This is a genomic window from Neorhizobium sp. T25_13, from assembly GCF_002968675.1.
Taxonomy (GTDB): Bacteria; Pseudomonadota; Alphaproteobacteria; order Rhizobiales; family Rhizobiaceae; genus Neorhizobium; species Neorhizobium tomejilense.
The window spans coordinates 13,508-34,757 of the sequence record NZ_PVBI01000007.1 but is presented as its reverse complement, the minus strand read 5'-3'; the positions used below and the strand labels follow the sequence as shown (position 1 = coordinate 34,757).

At 58.0% G+C, this 21,250-nt stretch carries 19 protein-coding genes; 13 read left to right on the top strand and 6 right to left on the bottom strand.

Annotated features, from left to right (window positions below):
- Nucleotides 1–199: 199 nt before the first annotated feature.
- Both C5J22_RS32060 and C5J22_RS32055 read right to left on the bottom strand, forming a co-directional pair.
- On the bottom strand, nucleotides 200–508 hold the full coding sequence (locus C5J22_RS32060; protein ID WP_105439240.1) for a sugar phosphate isomerase/epimerase: 309 nt from the start codon (nucleotides 506–508) through the stop codon (nucleotides 200–202).
- On the bottom strand, nucleotides 487–930 hold the full coding sequence (locus C5J22_RS32055; protein WP_371412638.1) for a sugar phosphate isomerase/epimerase family protein: 444 nt from the start codon (nucleotides 928–930) through the stop codon (nucleotides 487–489). The genes C5J22_RS32060 and C5J22_RS32055 overlap by 22 nt, the downstream gene beginning before the upstream one ends.
- 316 nt (nucleotides 931–1,246) lie before the next feature.
- On the opposite strand from C5J22_RS32055, the gene panC reads away from it, so the two are divergent.
- From panC to C5J22_RS17375, 4 genes are all read left to right on the top strand, one after another.
- Nucleotides 1,247–2,122 (top strand): pantoate--beta-alanine ligase, encoded by an 876-nt coding sequence (gene panC, locus C5J22_RS17390; RefSeq protein ID WP_105439238.1) that lies wholly within the window; start codon nucleotides 1,247–1,249, stop codon nucleotides 2,120–2,122.
- Complete coding sequence (gene panB, locus C5J22_RS17385; RefSeq protein ID WP_105439237.1) at nucleotides 2,119–2,940, top strand: 3-methyl-2-oxobutanoate hydroxymethyltransferase; 822 nt, start codon at nucleotides 2,119–2,121, stop codon at nucleotides 2,938–2,940. The genes panC and panB overlap by 4 nt, the downstream gene beginning before the upstream one ends.
- A gap of 758 nt (nucleotides 2,941–3,698) precedes the next feature.
- Complete coding sequence (locus C5J22_RS17380; protein WP_105439488.1) at nucleotides 3,699–4,472, top strand: fumarylacetoacetate hydrolase family protein; 774 nt, start codon at nucleotides 3,699–3,701, stop codon at nucleotides 4,470–4,472.
- A gap of 167 nt (nucleotides 4,473–4,639) precedes the next feature.
- A complete protein-coding gene (locus C5J22_RS17375; RefSeq protein ID WP_105439236.1) occupies nucleotides 4,640–5,173 on the top strand; it encodes a carboxymuconolactone decarboxylase family protein in 534 nt (177 codons plus the stop codon).
- Nucleotides 5,174–5,370: 197 nt separating this feature from the next.
- Here the strand turns inward: C5J22_RS17375 and C5J22_RS17370 are convergent, their stop codons facing one another.
- The gene (locus tag C5J22_RS17370; RefSeq protein WP_105439235.1) at nucleotides 5,371–6,372 is read right to left on the bottom strand and encodes a LacI family DNA-binding transcriptional regulator; all 1,002 of its coding nucleotides are present in this window, start codon (nucleotides 6,370–6,372) and stop codon (nucleotides 5,371–5,373) included.
- 376 nt (nucleotides 6,373–6,748) lie between these two features.
- Between C5J22_RS17370 and C5J22_RS17365 the strand changes: the two genes are divergently transcribed.
- The 9 genes from C5J22_RS17365 (at nucleotide 6,749) to C5J22_RS17325 (ending at nucleotide 16,205) form a co-directional block, all read left to right on the top strand.
- A complete protein-coding gene (locus C5J22_RS17365) occupies nucleotides 6,749–7,594 on the top strand; it encodes a branched-chain amino acid ABC transporter permease (protein ID WP_245440443.1) in 846 nt (281 codons plus the stop codon).
- A 2-nt stretch (nucleotides 7,595–7,596) separates the two neighbouring features.
- Nucleotides 7,597–9,345, top strand: coding sequence for an ATP-binding cassette domain-containing protein (locus C5J22_RS17360; RefSeq protein WP_105439233.1), 1,749 nt, complete (start codon nucleotides 7,597–7,599; stop codon nucleotides 9,343–9,345).
- The gene (locus C5J22_RS17355) at nucleotides 9,335–10,042 is read left to right on the top strand and encodes an ABC transporter ATP-binding protein (protein WP_105439232.1); all 708 of its coding nucleotides are present in this window, start codon (nucleotides 9,335–9,337) and stop codon (nucleotides 10,040–10,042) included. Before C5J22_RS17360 ends, C5J22_RS17355 begins: the two co-directional genes overlap by 11 nt.
- A complete protein-coding gene (locus C5J22_RS17350; RefSeq protein WP_105439231.1) occupies nucleotides 10,032–10,625 on the top strand; it encodes a cupin domain-containing protein in 594 nt (197 codons plus the stop codon). The genes C5J22_RS17355 and C5J22_RS17350 overlap by 11 nt, the downstream gene beginning before the upstream one ends.
- A 45-nt stretch (nucleotides 10,626–10,670) precedes the next feature.
- Nucleotides 10,671–11,987: a phosphopyruvate hydratase gene (gene eno / locus C5J22_RS17345; protein ID WP_105439230.1), complete on the top strand. Its 1,317-nt coding sequence runs from the start codon at nucleotides 10,671–10,673 to the stop codon at nucleotides 11,985–11,987.
- Between the two features lie 29 nt (nucleotides 11,988–12,016).
- On the top strand, nucleotides 12,017–13,129 hold the full coding sequence (locus C5J22_RS17340; RefSeq protein ID WP_245440442.1) for a VOC family protein: 1,113 nt from the start codon (nucleotides 12,017–12,019) through the stop codon (nucleotides 13,127–13,129).
- Between the two features lie 36 nt (nucleotides 13,130–13,165).
- The gene (locus C5J22_RS17335; RefSeq protein ID WP_205837196.1) at nucleotides 13,166–14,380 is read left to right on the top strand and encodes an amino acid ABC transporter substrate-binding protein; all 1,215 of its coding nucleotides are present in this window, start codon (nucleotides 13,166–13,168) and stop codon (nucleotides 14,378–14,380) included.
- Between the two features lie 101 nt (nucleotides 14,381–14,481).
- Entirely contained in the window at nucleotides 14,482–15,600 is a 1,119-nt protein-coding gene (locus C5J22_RS17330) for an alcohol dehydrogenase catalytic domain-containing protein (RefSeq protein WP_205837201.1), read from the top strand.
- Nucleotides 15,601–15,653: 53 nt separating this feature from the next.
- Nucleotides 15,654–16,205 (top strand): NADPH-dependent FMN reductase, encoded by a 552-nt coding sequence (locus tag C5J22_RS17325; RefSeq protein ID WP_105439228.1) that lies wholly within the window; start codon nucleotides 15,654–15,656, stop codon nucleotides 16,203–16,205.
- A 153-nt stretch (nucleotides 16,206–16,358) separates the two neighbouring features.
- Here the strand turns inward: C5J22_RS17325 and C5J22_RS17320 are convergent, their stop codons facing one another.
- The 3 genes from C5J22_RS17320 to ppc all read right to left on the bottom strand — a co-directional run bounded on the left by C5J22_RS17320 (nucleotide 16,359) and on the right by ppc (nucleotide 21,181).
- The gene (locus tag C5J22_RS17320; protein ID WP_105439227.1) at nucleotides 16,359–17,354 is read right to left on the bottom strand and encodes an aminoglycoside phosphotransferase family protein; all 996 of its coding nucleotides are present in this window, start codon (nucleotides 17,352–17,354) and stop codon (nucleotides 16,359–16,361) included.
- A 21-nt stretch (nucleotides 17,355–17,375) separates the two neighbouring features.
- On the bottom strand, nucleotides 17,376–18,338 hold the full coding sequence (locus tag C5J22_RS17315; protein ID WP_105439226.1) for a C-terminal binding protein: 963 nt from the start codon (nucleotides 18,336–18,338) through the stop codon (nucleotides 17,376–17,378).
- 86 nt (nucleotides 18,339–18,424) lie between these two features.
- Entirely contained in the window at nucleotides 18,425–21,181 is a 2,757-nt protein-coding gene (ppc, locus tag C5J22_RS17310) for a phosphoenolpyruvate carboxylase (protein ID WP_105439225.1), read from the bottom strand.
- Nucleotides 21,182–21,250 lie beyond the last annotated feature (69 nt).

Sequence of the window (21,250 nt, the reverse complement as noted above, 5' to 3'; positions counted from 1 at the left end):
TATTCGTGATGTCTCAGGTGGTTCGGGCGATCCGAGACCGAGCTGAATACAAGGAGGTTTCGACGGCGTAATCCCTTCGGACCCATGTCTGGACCGTATCTGCGACCAAGGGAATTAAAGTTCCACAATAGCGCGTTACGCCGCAAAAGATGCTTCAGCCGGTTGAGCCGTAATGTTGGTGCCGCGGGTTCTGTTCCCTTCAAGGCGGGCATCGCTGAGATGCATCAAAGTCTCTTTCTCGCGGTAAGGCGGATATCAAAGGCATGTAGTCGAACGCGCCTTGGAAAAGCGGTGTCATTCCGACGCGGTTGCCGTTGGCCGAATAGACATTCTCCGGTGCAAAGAAAGACAGGTATTCTCGCCCGCGAATGTATTTGAGATGATAATGATCGACGAAGGGCTTCATGACATGAATGGCCTCCAGGGGATCATCTCCGCCTTCCCATACATGCAGCGCGTCAAAGTTGATGCAAAGGTTGGGCGGGTCTACCTCCTCAATGAGGAGCATCGTCGCCGCGACTGTGTCGGCGAGCGTGCAGGATGCGTCTCTACAAGCAGACGCACGCCCAAATCTGCAGCAATCGTGCATGCTTCCCGAACCCCCGCGAAAATTGCCAGCCGATTTTCTGACCCCATCTCTGAACTGGCCCGATTGCCGGCAAACGTTCGAGGTTTCTTCGTCTGCCATCGCTGTGCCAATCGGCATAGTTCAATCGTCTTTTGCCGAAGCTCATCGCTCTGAGCGCTCAGCGGCAGATAGTCACTCAGCATTGAGATAGAGAGGCCTTGGTTTCTCAGCCATTCCCCATTCAAGTCAGTGCTCGGGGCAAGACGTTGAGCATGAGGGCCCCAGAGTTCAATCGCCTGAAACCCATTCGCTTTCGCCCAGGTAGTGAGTTCCGGGATCGAGATCAGGTGATGTCGGAACATTATGGTGCAAAGGGATAGATTCATTAGGAGTCCATGTTCGCGTGGTGGTTCAAGCGGCATGCGCGCTCTGCGCACCCCATTTAGAACGACCGAACCCCGCAGTTCTTCAACTCTGCACTTCAAGCTGCAACCGAGTTGGAGTGGCGTCGCATTCAGTGAGACGGACTGCGTCCACGATGTGGTCCTTAAGCGGACCGAAACCGGCAGATAAACGTTTCCGCGCTAATCGTTTTTATTGGAATCCACGCATTGACGTGTCGCGCGCCTTGCAGTCTGTATCCGACCCCAAACGTGCAAGAACCATCAGGGAGGGCGCATGCAGGTCCTATCGAACATCGAGGTGGTGCGCGCAGCACTTGGTCGGGCTGGCGACAAGGGAGGAAGCATAGGCTTCGTTCCGACCATGGGCTACCTCCATGCCGGCCATATGGAACTGGTATCGCGCGCCCGTGCGGACAACGCGATCGTCGTCGCGTCGATCTTCGTAAACCCCTTGCAATTCGGCCCGAACGAAGATCTTAGCCGGTATCCGCGTGATCTTGAGCGCGACAAGGCGATGTTGGAGCAGGCAGGCGTCGATCTCCTCTTTGCGCCCAGCGCGTCGGACATGTACCCGCATCCCATGAAAACCGTGGTAGATGTGCCGGAACTGGGTTTTGAACTCGAGGGCGCTGTTCGACCGGGGCATTTTGCAGGCGTAGCGACAGTCGTCTGCAAGCTCTTCAACATCGTGCAGCCGAAGCGCGCCTACTTTGGCGAGAAGGATTACCAGCAGGTGGTTATCATCAAGCAGATGGTGAGAGACCTCGCTTTGCCTGTGCGTGTGGTTTCCGTACCGACGGTCAGGGACATGGACGGTCTCGCTCTGTCGTCGCGCAACGTCTATCTGACCACGGAAGAAAGGCGTGCCGCCATTGTGATCCCTCAAACCCTGGATGAAGCGGAGCGCCTTGTTGCACAAGGCCTGACGGATCCGCTCGTCTTGGAGGCAAAGCTCGTCGATTTTCTCACGCGGGAACCTCTGGCTGAGGCGGAGGTAGTTGCCGTCAGGGATGCAGTGACGCTTCGGCCCATTGCCAGCATTGAAGACCCGGTGGTCGTGGCGCTGTTTGTCAGGATCGGCACGACCAAGCTTCTCGACAACCGCGTCATTGCCAGATCCCGTTCGGCGGCGCCTGGAGGAACCTTATGAGCGCGACTGGCTTGAAGATGCGGCTGACGCCGACCCGAATCCGCGCGATGAAGGGTGGGACGCCGATTGTCAGCTTGACGGCATACACCACCCCAATGGCGCGGCTCCTCGATGAGCATTGTGATCTTTTGCTAGTCGGTGATTCCGTAGGTATGGTTCTTTATGGCATGGAGAGCACGATTGCGGTCACGCTCGACATGATGATTGCTCATGGCAAGGCAGTGATGCGCGGCGTTCAAAACTCGTGTGTCGTGGTCGATATGCCGTTCGGCAGTTATCAGGAGTCTAAGGAAATCGCCTATCGCAATGCCGTTCGCATCCTGCAGGAAACCGGCTGTGACGCGGTCAAGCTCGAAGGCGGCCAGGAAATGGCCGAAACCGTCTCCTTCCTGGTCGAGCGTGGAGTTCCGGCCCTCGGCCATATCGGTCTGATGCCCCAGCAGGTGAATACCGCAGGCGGCTACCGATCCGTGGGCCATTCCGGTGAAGAGGTTGGCAAAATTCGCGCCGACGCGGAAGCTATCGGCAAGTCCGGAGCATTTGCCGTCGTGATAGAAGGCACGGTCGAAACACTCGCCAGGGAGGTCACGGCAATGATCCCTGTGCCAACGATCGGGATTGGCGCCTCTGTAGCTTGCGATGGGCAGATCCTGGTTTGCGATGACATGCTGGGGCTGTTCAATGATTTTACGCCCCGCTTCGTCAGACGTTATGAGGAACTCGGCAAGAGGGTAGCGGCGGCGGCTACAGCTTATGCGGTCGACGTCCGCTCCCGTGCATTTCCAATGGAGGAGCACACGTTCAAGCGCCGCTCTTGACAATGCGTTGTGCTAGAGCAGTTCACCAGAATCGAGTTGGGACACCAATATGAGCAGAATTGTGAACCATCCCGGGCGTTGGAATGCAGGTCAGCGCCCATGACGCGAGCCTTTTCGGATGGCCTTCGTGAACGTGTAGTGGCTGCAGTTTGGGGACAGTCAGAGTTGCCAGGTGTGACGAAAAAGTTCGATATTGCAGTCTCGGCGAATCTCCTGAAAAACCTTGGTTGAGAGACCCTTGGTTAGCCCTGCCTTCCGAAAGGCCCCGTCGCGAATGTCGCAACGGGGCTCCGGAGCGCAGCGGAAAGCTTCCCAAGACTAAGCGCGCGCATCCTTTTCAGCCAACCCGCGATCACGCGATATGTTCCGGCTATCCGCGGGCCAATCGGCCCAGCGAAACTCATGGCCCAAGATGTAGGATGCTGCGCGGCATTGATATCTTCAACTGACGCAGCATCTATCCCCGCTGCGCGGGTTGTGAACTGGCAAGGGGAGTCTCGCCCACCCGTTCAGCCGCGCTGCGCTCGCTTCTTCGCTTGGTTTATTCTGAAGGTTACGACTGCGCCAGCAAACAGCAAATGCCGACCTGTATCGGCCCTAGGTGTTTAGCCCGGCATTTGGCGTAGGCCCAGCCGCCGCCAGTTTGCTGTTTTGCTTTCTCAACATTTGAGTATCGGACACAGTGGAAGGATGGCGCCGCGAGGGGCATTGACGAACTTCCGATCGTTGTGCTAACGTTAGCAGAAATGGAGATCAAAATGAAAATTGTGCGCTATCAGGCCGCCGACGGAATTCACTACGGCGTTGAGTGTGAGGGCAGTATTGAACGCATTGGCGGTGATCCGTTCGAAACAATCGAGTGGACGGGGGAGGTAGATTGCCTTTCGGAGGTCCGCCTGTTGTGCCCTGTGGACCGGCCTCGGATCTTTGGCGTCGCGTACAATTACCGACAGCACACCGACGAATCCGGAAAAGAGCAGCCGACCCTTCCAGTGCTGTTTATGAAGCCAAGTACGGCCGCGAGCGGCAACGGCGATATGATTGAATATCCGAGCGACGGCGAAATCGTCCACTACGAGGCTGAACTGGTCGCCATCATAGGCAAGGGCGGCCGCCACATCAGCAAGGAGAACGCGCTTCAGCACGTCCTCGGCTACACATGCGGCAACGATATCAGCGACCGCGTCATCCAGCGGCAGGAAAGCAAGTTTGGCTGCCTGCTGGCAGGTAAGGGCTACGATACCTTCGCACCCCTGGGTCCGGCAATCGTAACGGATCTGGATCCGGCAAACCTTGACGTCATCCTTCGCCAGAACGGCACCGTCAAACAGTCCGGGAACACGCGAGATCTCGTTTATCCGGTTGCCGACATCGTTGCTTACTTAAGCCGGTTCATGACGCTGCTGCCCGGTGACGTAATTATGACCGGTACGCCCGCGGGGGTTGGGCCGATCGTGCCAGGGGATGATCTCGAGGTGGAGATTCCCGGGATCGGCGTTTTGAAAAATCCCGTGGTCTCCGCGGCGCACTAGGCGCGGACGAGCCGGCCCGTCAGGCGGTTTGTTGTATTGCACGAGAATTGCCGGTTGACCTGAAGTTCGAGATGCTATTAATGCAAACGTTAGCATTGGTCGACGGAACGCTCGTCCAACCGGCGGACTAGACAGGAATATTTGCGAAGCAAGCTGAGGATGAGCAAATGGCACGCGTAAAATATGTCTCCAATACCGAACTGGCTAAGTCGCAGCCCGCACTGAATGAGCGCCTGATGAAGGAGAGGAAGGTTCCGACCGGAAATATCTTCCTTGCCCTTGCCAATGCTCCGGCAGTCCTCAATGACTTCCTGACCTATGCGAATGCGGTACGGGCGGCCGACCTCAGCCCGAAGCTGCGTGAGATGGCGATCCTGACGGTCGGGTACTGTACAAACTCGGAATACGAGGTGAAGCACCATCACTCTCATGGCCTCAAGGCCGGCCTGACGGATGAGCAGTTCCATGCCATTCCCAATTTCGAAAGCTCGGATCTCTTCAACGAACAGGAAAAGGCTGTGATGGCCTTTGCCAAGGACTCCACCCTGAACGTCGACGTTTCCGATGAAGTGTGGAACGGGGTCGCAAGGTTTCTGTCGGAGAAGCAGCTTGTCGAACTGTCCATCAATGTCGCCTGGTACAATTCCGGCGTTCGCCTCATGGGCGCGCTGAAGATCGATCTTGAAGATGGATATCGGTGAGCGCGGCGTGGAAGGTGCGTCCGCCACCGCTTGCGGCATGGTCTTGGCCTCGGCTCATCAGATAACTCCAGAGCTTTCAGCGTCCAGCCTTGGAATGTAGGGTGAGCCGCAGCCAATCGATGAGAGGTGCGCGTCGCCAGACGGGCACCTCTCTCTGATTCGGCGGCTTAGTTCGGGAGGCAGGTGCCCCCCGCACTTCACGGCGCGCTCGTGCTGCCGCGAATGACCAAATGGGGCGGAGAGATGAAGCTGTAGGGCTTGCTGAGTTCACTCTTGTTCTGAAGGTGGTGCAGGAACCAGAGTCCGCAAGCCGTTGCCAACTCCGATACAGGCAACTGGACTGTCGTAAGTCCAGGCCCCCACCATCGATACCCAAGTTCGTCCCCAAAGCCGATGACAGAAATGTCGCGTGGGACGCTTAAGGCTTGATCCTGGATTTCATCAATCACTCCGGACGTGTTTTGCACCGCACCGATCACCAGGGCGGTTGGCCGATCCTTCAAGGAAAGAAGACGACGGACTGCCTCCCGTCCGAACTCGGGCGAGGAGGGGGCGCCCAGTTCCTCGTGAATGGCAATCGCTCGACCAGAGTTTTTAATCGCCTCGCGGAAACCCTGCACGCGAGCAGCGCCCGTGGGCAGATCTTCCGTACCGCCGATATAAGCAATCCGTTTGTGGCCTCCTTTGATGATATGATCAGTGCTTTCGTATAGCGCCCGTCTGTCATCAATCCCAAACCATTGTTCGCCTAGCAGCGGTGCCTTTCGCAGCAGCTGGATATGAGGCGTCATCTTAAGGATTCGGGCGGAATCGGGGTGCGGTTTTGCGCTTGGGACCAGAATGATTCCGGCTACGTTGACGCTTGTGAGTTCCTTGATGTGACGAAGTTCGTGCATTCGATCGTCATCGGTTTCACACAAGGTCAGCTGGTAGTTTGCTGAAAGAAGGCACCGGGAGAGAGCATGGGCAATCGTCGAATAAAAGCTGTTCCGGATATCTGGAACGATCAGCCCCACGAGATTACTTTGAACCCCACGCATCATGCGTGCTGCACGATTGGCAATGTACCCCGCTTGAGTTGCAGCCTCGTTTACCTTTCGCTTCATCTCGGCGCTGATGCGTCGATCGTCCGCAAGGGCGCGACCCACCGTTGAGGGCGAAACTTGCAGTATGGCGGCGATGTCTTTAATTGTTACCATTGTGCCCGGCTCGAATGTTCATTGTCGCCAACGATAGCATTGACGCCGCAGTTGTCAAACTCCAAAACCACAATCGATTTCGGTAAACCGATGCGGTCAGACCTCCCCAGAGAGGCTTCGGCTCGCTGCCGCGCTCTAGTCAAAAACGCCTTAAATTCTCGGATGTTTGTCCTGTATCTGCGACTTTTCGCGCCTGGTTGCCGCGCTTTAAGCGAACTCCACTGGCGGATTGACCTGTTGAAAGACGTTGACACGAAGGCTTCGCTGTGAGACGGATGTTGTGCGAACGTTAGCGCAAACGGGAGGAGGCATAACGTATGGATGTTCTGGTGTTCCTGGAGCCGATCATCGTTCCCACAGAAAGAGGTGGATGCTGATGACCCTTGCTCTTTTCTTGCAATCCACTGTCGGGGGCGTCCTGCTGGGTGGGATCTATGGTCTTCTAGCGATGGGTCTCAGCCTGAGCTGGGGCTTGTTGAAGCTGGTGAACCTAAGTCACTTCGCGCTTGCGTTTCTTGGCGCTTACCTGACCTATCAGCTGGGCACCGTTTACGGCGTCCCGGCATATTTGAGCGTTCTGGTGATCGCGCCGCTGTTTTTCGCGGTCGGCGTTGCCCTGCACAGCGTATTCGTACGCTTTCACGTGAAGGAATTCGCGTCTCTCCTCGTCACGTTCGGCGTCACGATCCTGATCGAGTCGCTGATCCAATGGATCTGGTCGGCGGACTTCCTTCGCTATGAGACACCCTATGCCCAGACCACCATCCGGCTCGGTCCGATCTTTGTGCCCGTATTGGAACTCTCAGCCTTAATCTGCGCCGGGGTGCTGGCAGGAGCGTCGTGGTACGCGCTGAACAAGACGATGCTTGGCAAGGCACTGCGAGCCGCTGCCCATGACGCACCCATAGCATCGGCTTTTGGTATCAATTCCACCCGCGTCTCGTACATTCTGGCGGGCCTTTGCTCGGCCACAGCCGGTATCGCCGGTGTCTTCATCGCGCTGATCGGGACTTTAGCGCCATCTCAAATTGAAGCCTGGATTGGAGTCGTATTTGCTGTTGCCATCATTGGAGGATTGGGCAGCCCCATCGGTGCGCTCGGCGCCGGAATGCTGATCGGCGTCGCCGAGAGCCTGACGATGTCCGTCGTGAATCCCGCTTGGGCGCCGCTCGTGGCATTCAGCGTGCTCATCGTCATCCTGCTTCGTAAACCGGTGATTTGACAATGAAAAAGCTTCTAACCACAGCGCCGCTCGTGGCGATCTTGGTCTCGCTGCCTTACCTGGGATTGGCGGATTACTACCTTTCCTACCTGTACATCATCTTCTTCTGGGTCGTGCTGGCAACGAGCTGGGGCATCCTGAGCGGTTATACGGGCTATTGGAGTTTTGGTCACGCGGCGTTCTTCGGGATTGGGGTCTATACGACAGCCACGCTGGCGACGCAGTTGTCATGGCCTTTCGTCGCGACGATTCCAGCTGCGGCACTGCTTGCGGCCGCAGTCGCCGTTTTGATTGGCTTTGTTGTCTTTCGCTCCAGGTCTCTGCGCGGCGAGTTCTTCGCGCTGCTGACGCTGTCGGTGACGTTCGTTATCGCTGCCATCGTGTCAAACACCTCGCTGGACTCCGGCACTGGCGTATTTCTCTCGGGGATTGAGATCCCGATGATCGGCGTGACTGCGTCCGGTTCCCTCTACATGTTCGGGCTTGTCGCGGCTCTTGCTGCGCTGACGACCTCTTATTTCATCTCTCATAGCAAGTTCGGCCAGGGGTTGCTCGCAATCCACGACGACGAGGACGTCGCAGAGGTCAAGGGTGTTCCAACCTTTCGCTACAAGCTGATTTCATTTGCCGTCTCGTCGGCACTTGCTGGCGGGATGGGCGCGATCCACGCCGTATATGTGGGCTATGTTACGGTCGGTGAGACGTTTGCGGTGACTGTTCCTCTCTATGTGGTGCTCATGAGCATTCTGGGCGGTGCTCGCCATTGGGCGGGGCCCGCGATCGGCGCAGTCATCATCACCGTGCTACAGAGTGCGATCGTGGGCGGCGCTCATGCAGAATTCGGTCGCGCGGGCGTCGCTCTTGCGCTGATCGTGGTAATCCTGGTGCTGCCGTCCGGCATCGTTCCGAGCATTATTCGCAGAGTTGCCGACAGGCGCGATGGAATTGATGCATTGGAGACGGTGGCTCGGGCCGCATCATCTCTCCAACTCGCGCCTCCAGCTGCAGCCGGTTCCAGTTCGATCCTTCTCAAATGTGAGGATGTCACCAAGTCCTTTGGCGGCATTCGCGCCTTAACCGGCGTCACCCTTGACGTTTGGCAGGGTGAAATCCTCGCTCTTGTCGGGCCGAACGGGTCCGGCAAGTCCACGCTGATCAACATGATCAGCGGCCACTACAGCATGACCTCCGGTAAGATCACACTTGAAGGCGAGGAGATTTCTGGTCGGTCACCGCATCTGATCGCTCAGAAGGGGGTGGCGCGGACGTATCAGATTCCGCGGTTGTTTAACAATCTGACCGTTCTTGAAAACGTTCAGATCTGCGCGAAGTTTAGCAGAGTGGCTGGCATGAGTGCGGCTGAAGTCGACGCGGCTACCCGGGGGGCGCTCGCTTTCACCGGCCTGGCCGAGAAGGCCGACGTGCTACCCGCATCATTGAACCTCCATGACCGTAAGTTTGTCGAGTTCGCGAGAGCGTTGGCCGCAAAGCCGCGTCTGCTCCTGCTCGACGAGGTGCTCTGTGGTCTCAATCCATCCGAGGTCGATCACGCCGTTGAAATGATCAAGCGGATCAAGGCTGGCGGCACTACCATCATCTTCGTTGAACACCTGATGAGGGCGGTAGTTGCGCTGGCGGACCGAGTCGCGGTGCTGGATCAGGGCAGGGTTCTGGCGCTTGGCCATCCGGGCGAAACGATGAGAGACCCAGCTGTGATCAGCGTATACCTGGGAGGTAGTCATGCTGCTTGAGGTTGATAAAATAGAGGTCGGTTACGGAGACGCCATTGCTCTGTGGGACTTGTCCATAAGCGTAAAGCCGGGCGAGATCGTTTCGGTCGTCGGCCCGAACGGCGCAGGGAAGAGCACCCTGGTCAACGCCATCGCAGGTATTCTTCGGCCGCACAAAGGAAAGATCGTTATCGAGGGTAACGACGTCTCGAAAGTGCCCAGCCATCAGGTCTGCGACTACGGCATAGCAGTGGTACCTGAAGGACGTCGTCTGTTCACTGCGATGAGCGTGCTGGACAATCTGTTGCTCGGGGCCTACCGCTCGATTGCACGTGCAGAGCGCGACGCGACACTCGCCGAAGTCTTCAAGCTTTTCCCTATTTTAAAGGAGCGCCAAGAGTCATTGGCGGGCTCCCTGTCAGGCGGGCAGCAGCAGATGGTTGCGATCGGTCGCGGCCTGATGGCTAAGCCGCGCGTGCTCCTGATGGACGAGCCGTCGCTCGGGCTGTCGCCGTTGATCGTCGGCGAAATGTTCAAGATCATCCAGATGATCAATGAGCGGGGTGTCGCGGTGTTGCTCGTCGAGCAGAACGTGAACAAGGCGCTCGAGATTGCGCATCAGGCCTACGTGATCGAGCAGGGCCGGGTAACGGCCTCCGGTGCACCCGAAGTTCTCATCAACGATCCAAGCATAAGGGAGGCGTATCTTGGTATCTGAAAATCCGAACGGGAAAGTCCCCGTGCATGTTCGGCGCGTCGTGACAGAGCATTGCAGTCTGGGTATTGCCAGGTTCGCTCAGGACGGCACCGTCCCGCGCACTGACATATTCAAAACAATTCCCGGATTGGTGTCGCGGATGATCTGGTCAACCTCGGTTTCCACGACCCTTTCGTTCGACGGAGCCGATCCGACGCCGCTGGTTAAAAGCTTCGTCCCCGAGCCGGGCGGCACGCGTTTTCTAGTGCTAACGTTCCCACCAGACACAGTTTTCATGTCTCCGGATTTCGATGGTCCTGCAGCCATGATGGAGAATATGGCGATCAGTCCAGGTTTGGCTGAACGCTTCGAGCCTGACGGAAAACATCAAACTCCGACCGTCGATTACGGAATCGTCCTCGAAGGCGAGATCTGGATGGAGCTCGACGATGGCAACAAGACCCGCTTGGGTCAGTTTGATGCCTTCGTCCAGAACGGAACGCGGCACGCCTGGCGAAACAAGAGCGACAAACCGGCAACCGTCGCTGTGGTGCTCGTTGGCGCGCGCAGCCCCGATACGACGGATTACGACGACGGCCTATGAGGCCTCAATTTCCAGTTTCAATCTGACCTTGTGGATCAACTGAACATGACCATTACCGAAATCCGAAAAGTACAGGGCCGTCGCGTCTGGGATTCACGTGGCAGGCCAACCGTCGAGGTAGAGATCAGGCTGGCCTCAGGTGTGACCGGCCGGGCGATTGCACCCGCCGGAGCATCAACCGGCACTGGCGAAGCTCTCGACCTTCGTGACGGCGGAAGCGTGCTTGCCGGTCTGGGTATCAATAAGGCTCTGACGGCAGTCAACGGTGAAATCGCGCGCTTGCTTGTTGGCCGGGATGCCAGGGATCAAAACGCGTTGGACCGCGCGATAGTCGAGCTGGACGGCACGCCGAACCGCAGCAGACTGGGTGGAAATGCATCGGTGGCAACGTCGATGGCACTGCTTCACGCGGCATCGGCGGCAGCCGACCAGCCGATCTGGCGATATCTCGCGGGCTCCGACACGGGAATCACGATGCCGCTGCCCGAAATTCAGATTTTCGGCGGCGGTGCGCACGCAGCGCGCCGAGTCGACGTTCAGGATTTCATGATCATGTGCCCCGCCGCCTCGACTTTCTCGGAGGCTTTGGAATGGACGGCTGAGGTCTACCGCGCGGCAGGTGATATCATGAAACGCGCCGGCAAGCTCCAGGGTGTGGCTGACGAGGGAGGTTACTGGCCGGCCTTCGCCAGCAATGAGGAGGCCCTCGACGCGTTGGTGCGTTCGATTGAAGCCGCGGGTCTGAAGCCGGGGAGCGAAGTTGCGATATCGCTCGATATCGCGGCATCCGAATTCGGCCGTGAAGGCAAGTATTCCCTGGCCTTGGAAGATCGACAGCTCGATACCGCCCAGATGATCGACATGCTTGGCGGCTGGTTGAAGGCCTACCCGATCGTCTCGATCGAGGATCCGCTCGCCGAGGACGATCCCGATGGGTTCAAGGAATTTACCGCGCGCTACGGCTCCAGATGTCAGATCATCGGTGACGACTTCCTGGTGACGAATGCGACGCGAGTGACCGAAGCGGTCAAGGACAAAAGCGCCAATGCGGTTCTAATCAAGCCGAACCAGGCGGGCACGATCACTGAAACGTTCGAGGCGCTCACCGTCGCCAAGAAAGCGGGTTTTCGGACGATCGTCTCGGCCAGATCCGGTGAAACGGAAGATGTGACGATCGCTCATCTGGCGGTCGGGTGGCATGCCAAGCAGCTCAAGGTCGGTTCGTTCTCCCGCTCAGAACGGATGGCCAAGTGGAACGAGGTTCTTCGTATCGAGGAGGCCCTTGGAAAAGATGCTTCGTTCGCCGGCTGGTCGGCCCTCGATTTGGCCGAACGGCCAGCCGCGATTGCCGCCGTAGGCTAGTAATCGGCGGGGGCCGACGAGGCTCTTGATTGAAAACAGGCGTTGACAAAAAACCATACAGTTTTATGCTAACGTTAGCAACGAAAGAGAACGAGATGCTCCCGGCCGTAAATCTGAAACCTCCCTTCAACATCACGCGCTTCAGCCACGTCGTCCTTGAAGTCAGTGATGTGCAACGTAGCCGAGATTTCTACGTCAATGTCGGCGGCCTGGTAGAAACAGAATTCGCGAGCGGTGTTTCCTATCTTCGCGGATTGTCAGAGGCCTGCCATCATAGTCTCGTGCTGGCGCCGGCCGGTGCAAAGCCGGTGTGCAAGCGGGTCGGTTATCGGGTGTTCCTGGAGGACGACCTCGACCTGGCAAAGCTCTTCTTTGATCAGAAAGGACTGCCGGCGGAATGGATCGAAGTAAGAAACCAAGGGCGGACCCTGCTTGTCAGCGATCCCTCAGGCGCACGCATTGAGCTCTGCTCCAGCATGAGCGTTCATCCCCGTCAGTTTCTCCAGGTGCATGAACATCGCGGCGCCCGGGCCCAGGGACTCGACCATTGCCAGATCATGGTTGCCGATCCCTTGAGTCTCAGCGCGTTCTACGGCGAGCTCGGTTTCCGTACCTCGGAATATATCGCAGCGGGTGATCATCTCATTGCAAACTTCATGTATCGCAAAGGTGTCTGCCTCGACCTGGCTTTGGTACCCGGCATCGGGCCCCAGTTGCATCATTTCGCTTACACAGTATCGGACAGCAGCGACATCTTCGCCGTCTGCGACTTTGCCAGCCGTTATGGATATGGAGACAGCGTCGAGCGTGGGCCTGGGCGCCATGGGCCGTCCGGTGTCCTGTTCGTCTATCTGCGTGATCCCGATGGCCATCGGGTGGAGTTCTTCAACAATCACTACACCACCATAGACGCGGAACTGGAGCCCATTCGCTGGGATGCGGCGTCCCTCAGTACCAACGTGCATTGGGGGATGCCGGCGCCCTCGAAATGGTTCTTCGAGGCCAGCGAATTTGCGGGAGTACCGCTGAAGCATCCCGAAAAAATGCCGAATCCTATGACACTGGAACGTTACGCAGAAGCGCTGGCGAAGCAACGATATCTGTCGCTCGCGGCAGAAAATGACGCGCCACGAGGTTCGTAAGCGCGATGACATACCGAAAGCACTTGGGAGGACGAAATGAGTGAAAATTTCAACACAATAAACAGACGAGCATTTCTAGGGTCCGCTGCCGCAGTAGCAGCTTTCAGCGCGATGCCGAGAGCTTTTGCGCAGGAGGGGCCGATCCGCGTCGGCGGAACGTTGCCATTAACGGGTCCGCTTGCAGGCGTGGGCGCGATCCATAAGCTCGCGGCAGAGGTGTTCGTCGAGCAGATCAACGCCAAAGCGGGGATTCTCGGACGAAAGGTGGAGTTCGTCCTACTCGATGACCAGTCGCTTCCCGCCAATGCCCGAACGCTCTATGAGCGGTTGGTGACGGCCGACAAGGTCGACCTTCTGATGGGCCCCTATGGCACGTCCTCAATTATTGCGGCAACGGGCGTTGCCGCTCGGTTCAAGAAGATGCTTGTTCAGAGCAGTCTTGGCGACCCCAGTCTCGCACCGTATCCCCTGCAGTTCCCGTCTCTGCCGATAGGGGCCGAGCCGCAGTTTGCAGATACCGAAGTCGTGCTCGATGCCTATGCGACCCTAGCGACCCCACCCAAGACAATCGCCTTCGTTACGAGCAAGTTCCCCTCGGCCCTGACGATCGCCAAGGGCGGCCATCAAGTTGCTGAGAAGCGCGGCGTGAAGAACGTGCTTGAGCTTGAGTATGAGTTCGGCACCAAGGACTTTGGTGCAATCGCCAACCGCATCAAGGCGGCTGATCCGGACCTGCTGTGGTCCGGGGCGATCGGCATGGAGGCCGTCCAGCTCCTTGATGCAATGAGCCGGATCGACTATCAGCCAAAGAACCAATTTTACCTGTTCCCGGCGCCTGGCCCCACCGCAGCTCACCCAAAAGCGAATGGCTTGACCTCGCTGACCTGGTTCGAGGAGCATGAGCCCTTCCTCAACTTTCACGGCGCACAGGAATTCGTCAGCGCTTATGACAGCAAGGCGAAGGCGGCGGGCTTCCCTTATCCGCGCGCAGAGTATCAGGCTGCCGTCGAATATGCTGCTTGGCAAATCCTGGCAGCGGCGGCAGAAGGGGCGGGGAGGCTGGACGACGCCGCGATGGCCGGGTGGTTGCGCTCGAATACAGTGGAGACCGTCGTCGGGCCGCGGACTTTCGACGGCAAGTTCAATGCCGGCAAGCCGTCGACGAAGCTTAAGCAAGTTCAAGGAAAGGATTGGGTGACCATCTGGCCCGCGGACTTCCGGCCAGCAGGGAAAGAGTTCCTGGCCCCTTGAGGATGCCGACGGCATTTTCCACGCACGTCTCTGAAACTGCAAAAACCGTCCGGTCGCGTAGGTCGATCGATCTGCCTATGGAGGAGTTAATGGTTAAGACTATGATCGCCGCTAGGCTGCATGCTCTGCATCAGCCGATGTCGCTGGATGAGATTCCTATTCCCACGCCCCGGCCCACTGATGTCCTGGTGCAGGTCAGGGCCTGCGGGATCGTGCCAAATATGGCGAATGTCATCAATAATTGGCCAACTTGGTTTCCCCACCAGCCGCTGCCGAAGTTTCCGGCAGTGTTCGGTTTGGACCCCGCCGGGATCGTAGCGGAAGTCGGCGAGGCGGTCACGAATGTCAAAATTGGCGATCGCGTCTATGTCAGCCCTCTCAGATCCTGCGGTTCTTGCAAAGCGTGTCGGTCAGGCAACCGCAGCCAATGCCGCTACTACACCCTGAATGGGTACTTCAGCACCAGCCGCGATGGTCAAAGGATCTTTGATCTTTATCCGTACGGCGGCTTCAGCCAGTACATGACTGCCCCGGACTATTCCCTCGTATCCCTACCGGACAATCTTAGCTTTGAGCAGGCAGGCCGCTTTGGCTACCTCGGTACATCCTACGGCGCGCTAAAGAATGCTCAGGCCGGACCTGGTCAGGTTTGCCTCATTGACGGTATCACCGGAACACTCGGCATCGCAGCCACGAAGCTCGGCCTTGCGATGGGCCTTTCCAAAATTCTGGGCACCGGCAGAAACAAGGAACTGATGGACCGCATAAAGGCGATTGCCCCCGGTCGCATCGATACGATGATGCTCGGTGAAGGCTCAACGGGAGAATGGGCGAAGGCTCAAACCGGCGGCGAGGGCGTCGACTTTGTGATCAGTGCTCTCGGCGCGAGAGCCCCCGCCACGACCGTGGTCGACTCCATGCGCGGAGTTCGCCGAGGCGGCCGCGTAGTTGTGGTTGGCGGCGTCGCGGAGGATGTACCTGTCGACGTGAAGTGGCTAATGGACGAGCAGGTTCAACTGATCGGCTCCAACTGGTTCAGTGCCGCCCAGGGGCAGGAAATGGCCGATATGGTCCGCACCGGCGCCCTCGACCTCACGTATCTCGAGCACAAGATCTATCCGCTCGAGCGCGTGAATGAAGCAATTTCAGGCATTGGTGAACGTGATGGCGGTTTCAGCAACTATGTGGTCGTTCCTCCAGTCCCGGCCTCCTATCAGTAACAACAACCGGCGTCGGCTGTGGCCGGCGCCTCCTTCAAGCGAAAAGAGAGAATATGACCAAGAAAGATATCGCGGTCCTGGTCGGAAGCCTTCGTGAGGCTTCAATCAACCTGAAGCTCGCTCGTGCCATGCAGAAAGTGGCACCCGATGGGCTGAACCTGCAGATCGTCGCGATCGGCGATCTTCCGCTCTATAACCAGGATTTGGAGACCGGGACGCCGCCGCCGGAGTGGACGTCATTCCGCGATCGTATCAGAGTATGTGATGGCGCAATCTTCGTCACCCCCGAATACAATCGATCCGTACCGGCGGCCTTAAAGAATGCGATCGAAGTCGGCTCTCGGCCATTCGGCAAGAGCGTGTGGGATCACAAACCCGGCGCGGTGACGGGAGCGTCTCCCGGACTGATTGGCGGGGCTGTCGCAGCGCTTCAGCTCCGAGTTATCCTGACTAACATCAACGTGCCCACCATGCCCCAGCCTGAAGTTTACCTCAGCGGGGCCGACAAATTGATAGGGGATCACGGGGTGTTCCTCAACGAAGGAACCCAGAAGTTCATAGAGAGCTTCCTGATCGCGTTCGAAGGCTGGGTCAATCGGTTCTGAAGCAGAGGCTGATGAAAAGTGTCATTCTGCCATCGCGACGGCTGCGCGATGGCTTTCGTAACCTTGTTCAATGAATGCGTCACATCCATGCCGCCTGAGCGGGCCTCGAGCCGCGGCAAAAGATATGCCCGTGCCTGAGGGCGACCGCATTCGTTAAGGAAACCAAGCCCGCGCCACGTCAGCCAGCTTTTGACGAGGTGACGCTATCAGCGGAATTGCGGCTTTGCGGACCATTTCACGCTGGCATTCATCGGTTATGTATTCGACCGGCGACTTGCCATCGACCCGGGCGAGGAAGAGGGCGGGTAACAAGCTTGCCGCCCGCGCCTCCAGAGCATCGCGATCCTCCCAATCGACCTGATCCATATAGGCTGCCGTCACCGCCGCGAATGACGACGCAAGCTCAGTTGCCGCGTGCCCAACGATGATCTTCTTCAGCATCAGGTGGTTGAGGCAGAAGGCCAGATCGAACGCCGGATCGCCGTACCAGGCGCATTCCGCATCCAGGAATACCGGGCCGGGCTTGCCCAAAAGGATGTTTTTCGGGCTGACGTCGCCATGGACAAGCGCCAGCTTCGTTTCCGCCGTGCGCTGAACCAGTTCCGCAAGCCGATCACTGACAAAGGGATGTTTGGCCGCAGTTGCAACCAAATAGGGCTCAAGTCGAAGGGCGTAGAAGTTCGGGCCAGAGTCGAATTTCTCAGCCAATCCCGAAGTCCTGGCACTGATGGAATGGATTTGCCCAATCAGCCGGCCAGTTGCCTCTGCCGCCTTTCGGTCGATGTTTCCTTGGAGCAACTGGGACTTCCAGAGGTGGTATTCGCCGCCGGGAAGAAACTCCATTGCGAAGACGCCGGACGACGCATCATGCGCGAGAGGCTTCGGAACGGCCGAGGGGAAGTTTCGCGCCACGAAGGAAATCCAGTTCCATTCATACACATTTCTCGACACCGGCGCCTGCCAATCGGCAGATACCTTGAGCTTGGCGAGTGCGCGTTTCACGCAGAGCATCCGGCCTGGGAGCACGACGCGGTATATATCCGAAGAAACGCCGCCGGTCAGCGGCTCATAGACCGCTTCCTCAGAGGCAGTTTTCAGTCCGCTCGCCATCAGGAAGTCATCGAAAATCGTCGTGTCGTTCTTAGACATGAATCCAGTGTCCTTGCGATATTAGCGGCGAGGGCTGTTGCGGGGTTGTTCAGGCATCTCTCCCCCGAGGACCCTGACGACCTCCTCCGCCGCCCGGCGGCGGAGCTCGATCAGCGATGCGTCGGAGGAAAAGGCAACGTGCGGGGTGATCATCGCGCCGGGATGAACTATCAGCTCCTGTGGGACATTGGGTTCACCCTCGAGTACGTCAAGGCCGACACCGCTCAGAATGCCGCAGTTCAGACCCTCGATCACGGCGTCGGTATCGACGACGCCACCTCGGCTGACGTTGATCAGAAGGCTTCCGCGGCGCATCTTCGAGATGGCGTCACTGTTGATCAGGTGACGCGTCGCAGGCACCAGCGGCGCATGGACGATGACGATATCGCTCCTCCCCAGAAGCGTATCGAAGGCGACGAGTTCCACATCCGCAGGAATATCCGAGGCATGCGGATCGTAGGCTATCACCCGGCACCCGAGGGCCTGCATTTTTGCCGCCGTCGCACGACCGATGCGGCCAAAGCCAACGATGCCGCAGGCCAGGTCTGAAAGCCTGCGGAGATTCGCCGAAGCCGGGTCCCAGCCCCCTGCGCGAACTTCGCGATCGAAGTGGATCAGGCCGCGGGCCCAGGCGAGTGCAAATCCCACGGCGTGGTCAGACACTTCTGCGACGCAATAATCGGGAACATTGGTGACCCATATCCCCCGCTTCGTCGCGGCCTCGACGGCAATATTGTCCAGGCCTACTCCGAGGCGGGCGACGATTATGAGATTCGGTGACGCAGCGATTGCCCTCTCGCTGACTTGAGCCCAGCAGGTCAGAATCGCGTCGGGCTGGTGTGTTTCAGCCAAAGCGTCGATTTCGGCGGACGGAGAAGGCTTGGGAGGGCCGCTGACGAGTGTGAACCCGGCTCCCTCGATCACGTCTCGCTCCACTTTGTCGTCCGGCCAGGCGTAATCAGTCAGTAGCACGGTCCGTATCATGAATTCCTCCAGTTGTGCGAACGTTAGCACTTGAGCTTCGCCAAGATCAAGGCAAATTGGCTTGCGCCCTGCGCAGAGGCGGCACGTTAGCCGCTGTTCCTTAACCCCGCGGCAATGCCATTGATGGTCAGATGCAGCGCTTCTTCAGTGTCCTGATCGCCCTCTCCGGCACGGTGGCGGCGAAGAAGGTCGATCTGCATGTGATTAAGCGGATCCAGGCAGGGAAAGCGATGGTGGATCGACTGCTTGAGTGCCGGATTATTTGCGAGCAGCGAAGCCTGATCGGTTATGCCGAGCAGCGCAGCTGTCGTCGCTTCCAATTCGTCTTTTATGCGTGCGAAAATCTTTTCGTGTGTAGACCCCTCAGGGGTGAGTCCGACATATCGCGCCGCGATCGTCATGTTTGTCTTGGCCAACACCATTTCCATGTTCGCAATCAGTGTCTGGAAGAAGGGCCAGTTCCCGTGCATTTTCTGAAGCGTTTGCAATCCATCGGGGTGCCTGGCCAGCCATTGTCGCACGGCTGAACCGAACCCAAACCACCCCGGCAGCATTATCCGGCTCTGAGACCAACCGAACACCCAGGGTATCGCGCGCAGGTCTTCGATGCGACGCGACGAACTACGAGAGGCTGGGCGGCTGCCAATGTTCAGTTTTGCGATTTCGCCGATGATCGTTGCATCCCAGAAGAACCGTTCAAATCCCTCGGTTTCGTAAACCAGACGGCGATAAGCGCTAAAAGCAAGGTCGGACAACTCCTCCATGGCCTCGAGAAATTGGGGATTCGGCTCTTGTGCATCGGAGGGGAGCAAAGACGCTTCCAGGGTGGCAGCGATTAAAAGCTCCAGATTTCGGCGGCCAAGCGCTGGGTTGGAATATTTCGCGGCAATGACTTCACCTTGTTCCGTCAGCCGGATCGACCCGGCAACCGTGCCAGGGGGCAGGGCCGTGATGGCTTCGAAGCTTGGGCCGCCGCCACGGCCCACGGACCCGCCGCGACCATGAAAAAACCTGAGGCGGAGGCCCTCACGCTCGAAGAGCGGAATGAAGGCAGTTTCTGCCTTATACAATTCCCATCCAGAAGTCAGATAACCGCCATCCTTGTTGCTGTCCGAATAGCCGAGCATGATCTCCTGTTTGCCGCCAGCCGCTTCCAAGTATGCCCTGTAGGAACTGACGGCCAGAACTGTCTGCATTACGTCATGCGACGCTCTAAGGTCTGAGATTGTCTCGAAAAGCGGGATGATGTTGATTGACGCCGCTTCGGGTTCATCGGGCCGGAACAACCCGACCTCACGGAACAAGACCATGACCTCCAGGAGGTCGGATGGGCTTGCGGCCTTCGAGATGATGTAGTTCGGGATGCTGGCGCGGCCATAGCGCTTATAAGCCTCGGCGGCTTCACGCAGAACGGAAAGCTCTGATATCGTCTCGGGCGAATATGCCTTGAACGGTGTGGTCAGCATCTGCGAAGACCGGAGTTCCTCAGTGAGCAAGATGATCTTGTCGCTCTCTTCTTTCGACTCGTACCCCGTGCCAGGTCGCACATTCTCGAAAAGCTCATGAACAACCCGCTGATGGACCTCGGAATTCTGTCTCAGATCAAGGCTGACAAGGTGAAAGCCAAAAATGTCTATCGCGCGTTGGAGACTGCGCAGTTTTCCGTTTGCGATCTTTTCTGCGCCATTGGCTGCCAAGGATTTGCTGATCGTCGCCAAGTCTTTGGCGAATTCGGCAGGCCCTAGGTAGGCGGGGGCGGCCGCGACTGGCTCCCGAACCAGGTCCGTACTGCCGAACTTGCGTGCTGTGGTCGCCAGGCGAGCATACATGCCCGAGATCGCCAGGCGATATGGCTCGTGCCGGCGTTGCTCGGATCTATCGGGAGAGGCGGTCGCGAGTCGTCGAAGCTCCTGCGAGACTTCCACGTACCGATCATCCAATGAGAGGTCAGCGCCAAGCCTGTGCAGTTCGCCCAGATAAAACGAGAAAACTCGCTCACTCTGCAGCCGGAGTGCCTCCCTCAGAGTCTCTCCGTTGACATTGGGATTGCCATCGCGGTCGCCGCCGATCCATGAACCCATGCGCAGGAATGGCGGCAGTGCTTCCTGCCCAAAGCGCCAGGGTGACGCTCGGAGCTGATTTTCGAGACTCTCGTAAACCTCCGGGATTACGCGAAAAATGGTGCTGTCGTAATAGGACAAGCCGTTCAGGATTTCATCGACGACCTGCAGTCGGCGCCCTCGGAGGCTGTTCGTTTGCCAAAGCGTTGTCGTCGCTCTTTCCAGATCCTCTCGATACCGGCCTATCTCATGCTCCGTTAGGCCCACTTGGTCGAGCCGGGTGAGGCATCTCGAAAGCTCCTGCTCAATTTCGATAACGCTCTTCCGCCGAATTTCGGTCGGGTGGGCTGTGAAAACAGGCGAGATGACCGCGTCAAGGAGCAGTTTTCGGATATCTACCGCCGCCACCCCGGCTGCAGCCAGGACGGAAAGCGATCTTGCAATCGTTCCGGGCATCGCAGGTTCGCGATCCGCAATGCTGAAGCGCCGGACTCTGGCTTGGTGTGAGTCTTCGGCAATATTGACGAGCTGAGAGAACTGACTGAACGCGCGGATCACGCGCTTGAGCGTCCGGGGAGGCATTTCTGCGAAAAACGGAGGGAGCTTGTCGTGCAAGTGCGGACCCATCGTTCTGTGTCCGGTAACCGAGAGGGCGTGGACGTGTTCCACTATCGCAAGCGCCTCGTTGCCGTCGCTCGCTTCGATAGCCTCGCAAAGCATGCGGCGGAGCAGCCGAACGTCCATCACCAGGGCCCTGCTGGAGATAGAATTTTTCCCCTGCATGCTTGCTTTGTTCGACTGAAGGTGCAACTGCGCACTCCTTGTGCTATCGTTAGCATGAATTTGCACGAT